Below are 11,904 nucleotides of genomic sequence, written 5' to 3'. Positions count from 1 at the left end.
GACCCTTATGCACCCACACATGATCAAACTGCTGAGCCTCTCGGGTCTGACCCTCGGCCTGCTGGCGGCCAGCCAGGGCGTACGCGCCGATGAAGTCAAAGCTCCTACCTTCACCGCTGAACCCTGCTGCAGCCTGTGCCCGGCCGCCCATGACGCGAAAAACTACACCACGCGCTACCAGCAGAACTTCACCACCCTGGTGCAAGCCCAGGGCGACTGGCTGTTCCGTACCCAGGAAGACCTGCGCACCGAGTTCGACACCACCCCGGCCGGCTACAAGCGCATGCAGCAGCTGCACGATGCGTTCAAGAGCAAGGGCGTGGAACTGGTGGTGGTCTACCAGCCGACCCGTGGCCTGGTGAACCGCAACAAGCTCAACCCGGCGGAGAAAGCCTCGTTCGACTTCGACAAAGCCCTAGGCAACTACAAAACCATGCTCGGCCGCTTCGCCAAGATGGGCTACGTGGTACCAGACCTGTCGCCGCTGACCAACGAACAACTGCCGGATGAATTGCCAGCCCACGATTTCTACTTCCGTGGCGACCAGCATTGGACTCCGTACGGCGCCCAGCGCACCGCGAAAATCGTCGCGGCCAAGGTCAAGCAGATGCCGGAATATGCCGAGATTCCCAAGCGTGAGTTCGAGACCAAGCGCTCGGGCCGCATGGGCAAGACCGGCACCCTGCACAACATGGCCGGGCAACTGTGTGGCACCAGCTATGCGATCCAGTACATGGACCAGTTCACCACCGAGCCCAAGGGCGAAGCCGGTGACGGCGACCTGTTCGGCGATTCGGGCAACCCGCAGATCACGCTGGTGGGCACCAGCCACAGTGGCAAGAACTACAACTTCGCCGGTTTCCTGGAAGAGGAAATCGGGGCCGACATCCTCAACGTCGCCTTCCCCGGCGGTGGCCTGGAAGGCTCGATGCTGCAGTACCTGGGCAGCGATGAATTCCAGAAGAGCCCACCGAAGATCCTGATCTGGGAATTCTCGCCGCTGTACCGTCTCGACCAGGAAACCATCTACCGCCAGATGATGGCGCTGCTGGACAACGGTTGCGAAGGCAAGACCGCGCAGATGTCGGCCAGCACCACGCTCAAACCGGGCAAAAACGAACTGATGGTCAACAGCGCGAACAAAGACCTGCGCAACGCCAACCATCAGGTCGATATCCGCTTCGCCGATCCGTCGGTGAAAACCTTGCAAGCCACCCTCTGGTACATGAACGGGCGCCACGAGGACATCAAGATCGAGAAACCCGAAACATCCGATACAGACGGGCGTTTCGCCTTTGAACTGCGCACCGATGAAGACTGGGCCTCGCAGAACTTGCTGGCCGTGGAAGTGCAGGGCCCCGAAGCGGGCGCTGCGGCGCAGAAGGTTGAAGCGAAAATTTGCACACGCAACGTATTCCCAAGCGGTGGTCAGCAGACCGCCCAACTCGGGAAGTGAGGTTACTTATGCAAAAGTTATTGCTCCCTGGCCTGCTGGGCCTGGCCATGTTCGCAGGTTCCGTCAATGCAGCGGCGCCACTGCGTCCACCCCAGGGCTATTTCGCACCGATCGAAGCGTTCAAGACCGGCGATTTCAAGAATGATTGCGACAGCATGCCAACGCCCTACACCGGGCCGTTGCAGTTTCGCAGCAAGTACGAAGGTTCCGACAAGGCCCGTTCGACCCTGAATGTGCAGTCGGAAAAAGCCTTTCGCGACAGCACCGCCGACATCACCAAGCTGGAAAAAGACACCAGCAAACGGGTGATGCAGTTCATGCGCGACGGCCGTCCACAGCAGCTCGAATGCACCCTGAACTGGCTGGTGTCATGGGCCAAGGCCGATGCGTTGATGTCCAAGGACTTCAATCACACCGGCAAGTCCATGCGCAAATGGGCGCTGGGCAGCATGGCCTCGGCCTATGTGCGCCTGAAGTTCTCCGAGTCGCAGCCACTGGCCAAGCACCCGCAGGAAGCCCAGCAGATCGAAGCCTGGTTCAACAAGCTGGCCGACCAGGTGGTGAGCGACTGGGACAACCTGCCCCTGGAAAAAACTAACAACCACTCGTACTGGGCCGCCTGGTCGGTGATGGCAACGTCCATCGCTACCAACCGCCGCGACCTGTTTGACTGGGCGGTGAAGGAATACAAGGTCGGCGTGAACCAGGTCGATGACCAGGGTTTCCTGCCGAACGAATTGAAGCGCCAGCAACGCGCCCTGTCGTACCACAACTACGCGCTGCCGCCGCTGTCGATGATCGCCAGTTTTGCGCTGGTCAACGGCGTGGACCTGCGCCAGGAAAACAACAGCGCGCTCAAGCGCCTGGGCGACAAGGTGCTGGCCGGGGTGAAAGACCCGGACATCTTCGAGCAGAAGAACGGCAAAGAGCAGGACATGAAGGACCTCAAGGAAGACATGAAATTTGCCTGGCTTGAGCCCTTCTGCACCCTCTACACCTGCGCCCCGGATGTGATCGAACGCAAGCATGGCATGCAACCGTTCAAGACCTTCCGCCTGGGCGGTGACCTGACCAAGGTCTACGACCCGGCGCATGAAAAAGGCAACAAAGGCAGCTAGTCGCTGATCGTTCCCACGCTCTGCGTGGGAATGCAGCACGGGACGCTGTGCGTCCCAAAGCGTGGCGCAGAGCGCCACAAGAGGCATTCCCACGCAGAGCGTGGGAACGATCACAGCCTCCCCCGACATCGTGGGGGGTTTGGGGGGGCTCTGGCCCTTGACTATTGGTTAAACATGGAGAGATCGGGATGGTTTTCTCGTCCAATGTGTTCCTGTTTCTGTTCTTGCCGATCTTTCTCGGCTTGTACTACTTGAGCGGGCAACGCTATCGCAATCTGCTGCTGCTGATTGCCAGCTACGTGTTCTACGCCTGGTGGCGAGTGGACTTCCTGGCGCTGTTCGCCGCAGTGACCCTGTGGAATTACTGGATCGGCCTCAAGGTCGGTGCCGCCGGTGTACGCACCAAGCCGGCGCAGCGCTGGCTGTTGCTCGGGGTGGCGGTCGACCTGTGCATCCTCGGCTACTTCAAGTACGCCAACTTCGGCGTCGACAGCATCAATGTAATGATGAAGTCGGCAGGCCTGGAGCCGTTCATCCTCACTCACGTGCTGTTGCCGATCGGGATCTCGTTCTACATCTTCGAGTCCATCAGCTACATCATCGACGTGTACCGTGGCGACACCCCGGCGACCCGCAACCTCATCGACTTTGCGGCGTTCGTGGCGATTTTCCCGCACCTGATCGCCGGTCCCGTGCTGCGCTTTCGCGACCTGGCCGATCAGTTCAACAACCGCACCCACACCCTGGATAAATTCTCCGAGGGCTGCACGCGGTTCATGCAGGGTTTCATCAAGAAGGTCTTTATTGCTGACACCCTGGCGGTGGTGGCCGACCATTGCTTCGCCCTGCAAAACCCCACTACAGGCGATGCCTGGCTCGGCGCGCTGGCCTATACCGCGCAGCTGTACTTCGACTTCTCCGGCTACAGCGACATGGCCATTGGCTTGGGCTTGATGATGGGTTTTCGCTTCATGGAAAACTTCAAGCAGCCCTACATCAGCCAGTCGATCACCGAGTTCTGGCGGCGCTGGCACATCAGCCTGTCCACCTGGCTGCGTGACTACTTGTACATCACCCTGGGCGGCAACCGCAAAGGCACCCTGACCACTTACCGCAACCTGTTCCTGACCATGCTGCTCGGTGGCCTGTGGCACGGCGCGAACATCACCTACATCGTATGGGGCGCCTGGCACGGCATGTGGCTGGCGATTGAAAAAGCCATCGGCCTGAACACCGCGCCCCGCAGTTTCAATGTGCTGCGCTGGGCCTTTACCTTCCTGCTGGTGGTAATGGGCTGGGTGATCTTCCGCGCCGAAAACCTGCACGTTGCCGGGCGTATGTACGGTGCGATGTTCAGCTTTGGCGAGTGGTCACTGTCGGAACTCAACCGCGCCAACCTTACCGGCCTGCAAGCGGCAACCCTGGTGGTGGCCTATGCAACGCTGGCGTTCTTCGGCCTGCGCGACTTCTACACCAACCGCCCTGCCGAAAAGGCCAAGCCAGCCGACCCGAGCCTGATCAAGGCCGTACCGGGCGACAACCCTGGCAGCATCCACGAGCCCGGTTTCAGCGTGGGCCGTGACGCTGCCGTGCAACCGGCCTACTGGACCGCTGACTGGCCACGCTACGCCATGCGCGCTGCGGTGCTTCTGCTGTTCGTGGCGTCGATCCTGAAACTGTCGGCGCAGAGTTTCTCGCCGTTCCTTTACTTCCAATTCTGAGGGAGCCGACCATGACCCGTTCATTACGCGTCCTCTACATAAGCCTGTTCCTGGTGCTGTTGCTGGCACTTGGCGCCTGGTCGCTGCGCAGCTTCTTTGGCTTCAGCACCAACGCCGATGCCACCGTGCTCAACGGTCGCTGGACCAAAGCCGTCGAGACCCACTACGACGACGAGTTCCCGATCAAGCGCCTGGGCACCAACCTGTGGGCGGCGCTGGACTACAAGCTGTTCAATGAAGGCCGCCCTGGCGTGGTGCTGGGCCGCGATCACTGGCTGTACAGCGACGAGGAATTCAACCCCGCCGTCAACGAAGACCAGAACCTGCAAGGCAACTACGCGCTGGTCGAAGGCGTGCGCCAGAAGCTCAAGGCCCAGGGTATCCAACTGGTGATGGCGATCGTGCCGGCCAAGGTACGCCTGTATCCGGAGCATTTGGGTGAAGTCAAACCGGCCAGCGTGCACGCCAACCTGTACCAGGACTTCCATGCCCGAGTGGCGGCGGACAACATTCCAGCTCCAGATCTGCTCGGCCCGCTGCAACAGGCCAAGCTCGCCGGCAAGCAAGTGTTCCTGCGCACCGATACTCACTGGACACCGGACGGTGCCGAAGTCGCCGCCAAGCAATTGGCCAAGGCGATTGCCGACAAAACCCCACTGAGCGGCGAGCCGCAGCGTTTTGTCACCGAGGCTGAGAAAACCGAGCCACATAAAGGTGACTTGCGTTTGTTCCTGCCCCTGGACCCGCTGTTCGAAAACCTGATGCCACCTAAAGAGCCGCTGGAAAAACGCGTCACCCACCTGGCCGAAGAGAAAGGTGATGACGCGCTGTTCAGCGACAGCGAAACGCCGGTGGCCCTGGTGGGCACCAGCTACAGCGCCAACCCCAACTGGAACTTCGTGGGTGCGCTCAAACAAGCCTTGCACAGCGACGTGGTCAGCTACGCCGAAGATGGCCACGGCCCGATCCTGCCGATGCTCAGCTACCTCAAAAGTGACGACTTCAAGAACAGCCCGCCTCAGGTGCTGATCTGGGAGTTTCCTGAACGTTATCTGCCTATCAACAACGAAATCGGTGATGCCGACCCAGCCTGGGTTGCGCAGCTTAAACAAGCCGGTTCGCGCCAACAGAACATGGCAATCAACACACCTAAATCCGAGACGCCCGACCGGGCGCAAAACTGAAAGAGAGGTAACTCACATGACTTTCACTACTACTCCTCGTCGTCTCGCTAAAACCCTGGCTATCGCAGCAGGCCTGAGCGTCGTATCCCTGTCGGCCTTCGCTGCCGGTGACGCCGCCCTATACGGCCCGACTGCACCAAAAGGCTCCAGCTTTGTGCGTATCTACAACGCCAGCAACCAGGAAGTCAGCGCCACCGTCGGCAGCACCAACCTCAGCGACGTTGCGCCACTGGCCAGCAGCGACTTCAGCTTCATGCCGGGCGGTGACTACAGCGCCAAGGTCGGCAGCCAGACCCTGCCGGTCAAGCTGGCCGCCGACCACTACTACACCCTGGTCAACAGCGGCAGCGGCCAGCCGCAGTTGATCGAAGAGCCACCGTTCAAGAACAAGCAGAAATCCCTGGTGCGCGTGCAGAACCTCAGCGACAAGGCCCTGACCTTGAAGACCGCCGACGGCAAGACCGATGTGGTCAAGTCGGTGGCTGCCAAGGGCCGTGGCGAGCGTGAGATCAACCCGGTGAAGGTAAGCCTGGCGTTGTATGACGGTGACAAGAAAGTCGGCGATGTGAAGCCGGTTGCGTTGGAACGCGGTGAAGCGGCGGTGTTGTACGTCACCGGCTCAGGTTCGAGCCTGTCGCCAGTGTGGGTGAAACGCCCAGTGTCGACCCGCTGATTATTTCCCTGAGTTGACACGCCCCCTTGTGGGAGCTGGCTTGCCTGCGATGGCGGTCTTGTAGGCGCCATCGCAGGCAAGCCAGCTCCCACACTGACCGGGGCTCAACTCAGGACCGAGACAAAAACAAGAGTGAAACGACAAACCTTCGTAGCTCTGACCCATATCGATTCAAGGAGAAACACCATGATCCCAGTAATCCTTTCCGGTGGTAGCGGCTCACGTCTTTGGCCGCTTTCGCGTAAACAATTCCCCAAGCAGTTCCTGGCACTGACCGGCGAGCACACCTTGTTCCAGCAAACCCTGGAGCGCCTGGTGTTCGAAGGCATGGACGCCCCCATCGTGGTCTGCAACAAAGATCACCGTTTCATCGTCAACGAGCAACTGAGCGCACGCAAGCTCGACTGCCAGCGCATCCTGATGGAACCCTTCGGCCGCAACACTGCGCCGGCCGTGGCCCTGACCGCGATGATGCTGGTCAACGAAGGCCGTGACGATTTGATGCTGGTACTGCCCGCCGACCACGTGATCGACGACCAGAAAGCCCTGCAACGCGCACTGGCCCTGGCCACCGTGGCCGCCGAGCGGGGCGAGATGGTACTGTTCGGCGTGCCGGCCACCCGCCCGGAGACCGGCTACGGCTACATCAAGTCCACCAACGATTCGCTGCTGCCTGAAGGCGTGAGCCGCGTGCAACAGTTCGTGGAAAAACCCGATGAAAAACGTGCGGTCGAGTTCGTCAAAAGCGGTGGCTACTTCTGGAACAGCGGCATGTTCCTGTTCCGTGCCAGCCGCTTCCTCGAAGAGCTGAAAAAGCATGACCCGGACATCTACGACACCTGCGTGCTGACCCTGGAGCGCAGCGAGCAGACCGCCGATACCGTGACCTTCGACGACGCCACCTTCGCCTGCTGCCCGGACAATTCCATCGACTACGCCGTGATGGAAAAAACCCAACGCGCCTGCGTCGTGCCCTTGGCCGCTGGCTGGAGCGATGTGGGTTGCTGGGCCTCGCTGTGGGCGGTCAACGATAAAGACGCCAACGGCAACGTGAGCAAAGGCGACGTGGTGATCCAGGACAGCCGCAACTGCATGGTGCATGGCAACGGCAAACTCGTGTCGGTGATCGGCCTGGACAACATCGTGGTGGTGGAAACCAAAGACGCGATGATGATTGCCCACAAGGACAAGGTCCAGGGCGTCAAGCAGATGGTCAACACCCTCAACGAGCAAGGCCGCAGCGAGACCCAGAACCACTGCGAAGTCTATCGTCCGTGGGGTTCCTACGACTCGGTGGACATGGGCGGGCGTTTCCAGGTCAAGCACATCTCGGTCAAGCCGGGCGCGTGCCTGTCGCTGCAGATGCACCACCACCGCGCCGAACACTGGATCGTGGTCAGCGGCACCGCCGAAGTCACCTGTGACGACAACGTGTTCCTGCTCTGCGAAAACCAGTCCACCTACATCCCGATCGCCTCGGTGCACCGCCTGCGCAACCCGGGCAAGATCCCGTTGGAGATCATCGAAGTGCAATCGGGCAGCTATCTGGGTGAAGACGATATCGAGCGCTTCGAAGATATCTATGGTCGCTCGACACCGGTTGAACGTGGTGTATCGGTGAAAACTATCGCGCAGTAAAACAGTCGTACAAGAAGCCCTCGCCCAGCCCATTGCGTCCCCTATCCGCAGTGGGTTGGGTGGGGGCTTTTTCTTGGGGTTTGTGGTGACTGTACAGGCCTCATCGCAGGCAAGCCAGCTCCCACAGTTGACCGCGCGCCCACTTTAGAATGCGGTCGAATGTGGGAGCTGGCTTGCCTGCGATGGCGTCTGCCCGGCCAACACAATGCTCAAGGTAACCAATCCCACCTAAGCTTAAGTTAGGATGCTGGTTCCCTATTCGAGGTGGTCTCCATGTTCTTCGGCGTTCTCCTGATCATCACCTGGCTGATCCTGCTGCTGCGCTACCCGGCCAAGGCGCTGCCGGTATCGTTGGCCGCTGCCGTTGGCCTGGGTTTCGTCGCCGTCTGGGTGGTATGGCTGGACAACCGCGAAGCCGCGCAATTGGCTCGCCTTGAGCTGCGCATTACTTACGCCCCACAGGAATGCCCGGCCGACCGTCCTTTAAAACTGACCCTGAACAACGGCAACGACGTGCCACTGACCGAACTGCGCTGGCGCGTCGCCGCCTATGCACCGGGCGATACGGTCAACCTGGCCGACAATGTCTACGCCGCCCCACGCTATCGCGGCCCCGGCGAGTTGCAGGCGGGCGCCACCTGGGATGACTGCCTGCCCACCCCGCCGCTGCGTCCCGGCTATCGCCCACAAACCCTGGAATTTCGCGCCGAGCACCTGCAAGGCAGTTTCTCGGACTGACAAAGGAATGATGCATGCCCAACGTACTGATCACCGGTTGTTCCAGCGGCATCGGCCGCGCCCTTGCTGATGCGTTCAAAGCTGCAGGCTTCGAGGTATGGGCCAGCGCCCGCCAACCCGATGATGTCGCCGCGCTTACCGCCGCAGGCTTTAATGCCCTACAACTGGACGTCAACGACAGCGCCGCCCTGCAACGCTTGTCCGAGCAGTGGGGCGAGTTGGATGTGCTGATCAACAACGCTGGCTACGGCGCCATGGGCCCATTGCTCGACGGCGGTACCGAGGCGATGCAACGCCAATTCGAAACCAATGTGTTTTCCATCGTCGGCGTGACCCAGGCCTTGTTTCCCGCCCTGCGCCGCAACAAGGGCCTGGTGGTGAATATCGGCAGCGTTTCCGGCGTATTGGTGACGCCGTTTGCCGGCGCCTACTGCGCGTCCAAAGCCGCTGTGCATGCGTTAAGCGACGCCCTGCGCATGGAGCTGGCACCGTTTGGCGTGCAGGTGATGGAAGTGCAGCCTGGTGCGATCAATACAAGCTTTGCAAAGAATGCCGGCGCCCAAGCCGAATTGCTGATCCACGAACAGTCACCATGGTGGCCGTTGCGCGAGGGCATTCGGGCACGCAGCCAAGCGTCCCAGGACAAGCCAACCCCGGCCAGTGAATTTGCTGCAGACGTGCTCAAGGCGGTGCAGCACGTGCGACCGCCACGCCTGTTGCGTTCGGGCAACGGCAGCCGCGCGTTGCCATTGATGGCGGCACTGTTGCCAAAGGGGTTGCTGGAGATGGTGTTGAAGAAGCGCTTTGGTTTGAGTGGCAGCCTCTAGCCCTTCATAAAATCAATAAACGCCCGCACCTTCAGCGGCAGGTGCCGGGTATCCGGGTACATCGCGTAGACCCCTTGGGGGGCGAAGCGATAATCCGCCAGCACACGCACCAGCCGTCCGGCCTCCAAGTCTTCCTGCACCAGCCATTGCGGCAGAATCGCCACACCGTGGCCGCGCACAGCAAATGCCTGGAGCACTGCCGCACTATCAGCCACCAACGCAGCAGGCCCGGCACGGTATTGATGTTGAATGCCCGCCGGGTCGGTGACGCTCAGTTCGGTCAAGCGGCCATGGCCCAACCGGGGGATCTGCTCCAGCTCTTCCAGGGTCTGAAGCCCGGCAAACTGCGGTGCCGCAACAGCAAACACATCGAACGTCGACAACTGCACCGCCCGATGATTGGAGTCCAGCAGGCGCCCCAGGCGAATCGCCACGTCAAAACGCTCGGAGATCAGGTCGGCATGGGTGGAGGATGTGGATAAGTGGATATTCAGGTCCGGGTGCAGGCGGCGAAAGGCTTCTACCGCCGGGGCAACGACGGCCAGGGCATATTCGACAGTGGTGGTGATGCGCAGCGTGCCCTTGAGCTGAGCATGCTCACTGCGGGCTTCTTCTACCGCCAGGCGGGCCTCTTCGAGCATGCGCGTGCAGCGCAGGTAAAAGCGTTCGCCGGCATCGGTGAGCGCCAGTTGGCGGGTGTTGCGGGTCAGCAGGGTGACGCCGAGTTCCGCCTCCAGGCGCTTGAGGTTGAAGCTGACCACGGCGCGAGTCTGGCCCAGCAGGTCCGCGGCAGCAGTGAGCGAGCCGGCCTCGACCACAGCCTTGAAAGTGTCAAAACGGTCCAGGCTGACCATGATGGACGCCCTCCTTTGTCAAAATATTTTTGACAAACTAGCAGGCAAACCGGCGTATCCCAAACCCTGCTTGCGGCCTACCCTGCCGGCTTCACTTGCAGGAACGCGTTCATGACCTACCGCTCGAAAGTCGCCTGGATCTTTTTATTGGGTTTTGCCCTGGACCTGGTGAACATGTTTGTTGCCACCGTCGCCTACCCGGATATCGCCCGCGAGCTGCACGCCTCGGTCACACAGTTGGCGTGGATCAGTAATGCCTACATGCTCGGGCTGACAGTGATCATCCCCTTGAGTGTATGGTTGGCGGCGCTCATGGGCGAGCGCACCCTGATCGCTTCCAGCCTGCTGCTGTTCGCCGGCGCCTCGGTGATGGTGGGCCAGGCCGGCTCCATTGAGGCGTTGATAGGCTGGCGCGCAGTGCAAGGGCTCGGTGGCGGTTTGCTGATTCCCGTGGGCCAGGCCATGGCTTACCGGCACTTCCCCGCCGCCGAGCGCAGCCAACTGACGGCGCGGGTGATGTCGGTGGCGTTGCTGGTGCCGGCACTATCGCCAGCATTGGGTGGGGTGATTGTCGACACTGTGGCATGGCGCTGGATCTTCTACGCCAACTTGCCACTGGCCTTGGTGACCCTGCTGCTGGCCTTGTTGTGGATAAAACCCGACGCGCCCACCCGCGTGCGCCCACCTCTGGACCTGAGCAGCATTTTCAAACAGGTTGCCAGTCCGATGCTGCGCGTGGCGATGCTCGTCTACCTGTGCATACCCGGGGTGTTTATCGGCACCAGTCTGATCGCCATCCTTTATGTGCGCAGCTTGGGCTATGACGCCACCCAAACCGGCGCGCTGATGTTGCCCTGGGCGCTGGCCTCGGCAGTGGCAATCTACCTGAGCAAAAAACTCTTCAATCGCTGCGGCCCCAAACCCTTGTTGCTGGCGGGCATGGCGCTGCAATGCGCTGGCATCCTGTTGCTCAACGAGCCCGCGCTGATTATTGCGGCCTACGTCTTGATGGGCCTGGGCGGCAGCCTGTGCAGCAGCACTGCGCAAACTCTGGCCTTTCTGGATATTCCCGCCGAGCGCATGGGCCACGCCAGTGCGTTGTGGAACATGAACCGTCAAGTAAGCTTCTGCGTCGGCGCCGCCGTGCTCAGTGCAATACTGTCGGCCTTGGATTCCTTCGCCATAACCTTCACGATGGCGGCAGCTCTGACCCTGTTGCCGCTTTTCGCAGTGTTGCGCCTGGATGCTTCCAGAGTACGCACGCTGCTTCACCCTTGCAGCGAGCCCAAGCATGATTGACTACAGCGATTTTTTCGAAGAAGTGATCCAGACCCACGTCGAGATCGAGCAATGGTTTGCCGGGGTTGCGCCTCAGGGCACGCTGGAAAATCTGCTCGCGCGCTTCTCACCCGAGTTCAGCATGATCGCGCCCGCCACCGGTACGCGGGTCAACAGGGCCGGGGTCAATGCGTTGTTTACGCGCCTGGGCGGGATGCGTCCGGGGTTGAAAATCACCTTGAGTGAAATGACCGGCATCGACCGCCATGCGCGCGGCGCCACGGTGACGTATCGCGAGCATCAGATTGACGACAGCGGCACCCAGACCGACCGCCGCGCCACGGTGGTGTTCGAGAAACAGGCCAGTGGCGCGCTGCTGTGGCGACACCTGCATGAAACCTTTATCAAAGCCTGACG

11 protein-coding genes are annotated in these 11,904 nt (G+C 60.8%); 10 read left to right on the top strand and 1 reads right to left on the bottom strand.

Annotation, left to right across the window (positions count from 1 at the left end; genetic code table 11):
- Positions 1-7 precede the first annotated feature (7 nt).
- The 8 genes from GH769_RS01735 (at position 8) to GH769_RS01700 (ending at position 9,355) form a co-directional block, all read left to right on the top strand.
- Positions 8-1,456: an alginate O-acetyltransferase gene (locus GH769_RS01735; protein WP_020301240.1), complete on the top strand. Its 1,449-nt coding sequence runs from the start codon at positions 8-10 to the stop codon at positions 1,454-1,456.
- Between the two features lie 8 nt (positions 1,457-1,464).
- A complete protein-coding gene (locus tag GH769_RS01730) occupies positions 1,465-2,574 on the top strand; it encodes a mannuronate-specific alginate lyase (RefSeq protein WP_014717003.1) in 1,110 nt (369 codons plus the stop codon).
- A gap of 188 nt (positions 2,575-2,762) precedes the next feature.
- The gene (locus GH769_RS01725) at positions 2,763-4,295 is read left to right on the top strand and encodes an MBOAT family protein (RefSeq protein ID WP_032903348.1); all 1,533 of its coding nucleotides are present in this window, start codon (positions 2,763-2,765) and stop codon (positions 4,293-4,295) included.
- Between the two features lie 11 nt (positions 4,296-4,306).
- Entirely contained in the window at positions 4,307-5,479 is a 1,173-nt protein-coding gene (locus tag GH769_RS01720; RefSeq protein WP_014717001.1) for an alginate O-acetyltransferase, read from the top strand.
- A 16-nt stretch (positions 5,480-5,495) separates the two neighbouring features.
- Positions 5,496-6,152: an alginate O-acetyltransferase AlgF gene (locus GH769_RS01715; RefSeq protein ID WP_014717000.1), complete on the top strand. Its 657-nt coding sequence runs from the start codon at positions 5,496-5,498 to the stop codon at positions 6,150-6,152.
- 186 nt (positions 6,153-6,338) lie between these two features.
- The gene (locus tag GH769_RS01710) at positions 6,339-7,790 is read left to right on the top strand and encodes a mannose-1-phosphate guanylyltransferase/mannose-6-phosphate isomerase (RefSeq protein WP_032903349.1); all 1,452 of its coding nucleotides are present in this window, start codon (positions 6,339-6,341) and stop codon (positions 7,788-7,790) included.
- 273 nt (positions 7,791-8,063) lie between these two features.
- Positions 8,064-8,528: a hypothetical protein gene (locus GH769_RS01705; protein ID WP_014716998.1), complete on the top strand. Its 465-nt coding sequence runs from the start codon at positions 8,064-8,066 to the stop codon at positions 8,526-8,528.
- A 14-nt stretch (positions 8,529-8,542) separates the two neighbouring features.
- Entirely contained in the window at positions 8,543-9,355 is an 813-nt protein-coding gene (locus GH769_RS01700) for an SDR family oxidoreductase (RefSeq protein ID WP_020301243.1), read from the top strand.
- Here GH769_RS01700 and GH769_RS01695 read toward each other — a convergent pair.
- Positions 9,352-10,209 (bottom strand): LysR family transcriptional regulator, encoded by an 858-nt coding sequence (locus GH769_RS01695; RefSeq protein WP_020301244.1) that lies wholly within the window; start codon positions 10,207-10,209, stop codon positions 9,352-9,354. The genes GH769_RS01700 and GH769_RS01695 overlap by 4 nt on opposite strands.
- 111 nt (positions 10,210-10,320) lie before the next feature.
- Between GH769_RS01695 and GH769_RS01690 the strand changes: the two genes are divergently transcribed.
- Together GH769_RS01690 and GH769_RS01685 are read left to right on the top strand one after the other, a co-directional pair.
- Positions 10,321-11,508 carry an MFS transporter gene (locus GH769_RS01690; protein WP_020301245.1) on the top strand — a complete coding sequence of 396 codons (1,188 nt, stop codon included), beginning with the start codon at positions 10,321-10,323 and terminating at the stop codon, positions 11,506-11,508.
- Positions 11,501-11,902, top strand: a complete 402-nt coding sequence (locus tag GH769_RS01685) for a nuclear transport factor 2 family protein (RefSeq protein ID WP_014716994.1) — start codon at positions 11,501-11,503, stop codon at positions 11,900-11,902. The genes GH769_RS01690 and GH769_RS01685 overlap by 8 nt, the downstream gene beginning before the upstream one ends.
- Positions 11,903-11,904: the final 2 nt, after the last annotated feature.

The sequence above is a fragment of the Pseudomonas sp. CFSAN084952 genome, assembly GCF_009648855.1.
In the GTDB taxonomy this organism is placed as follows: Bacteria; Pseudomonadota; Gammaproteobacteria; order Pseudomonadales; family Pseudomonadaceae; genus Aquipseudomonas; species Aquipseudomonas paracarnis.
This window is presented reverse-complemented; position numbering and strand designations above follow the sequence as displayed.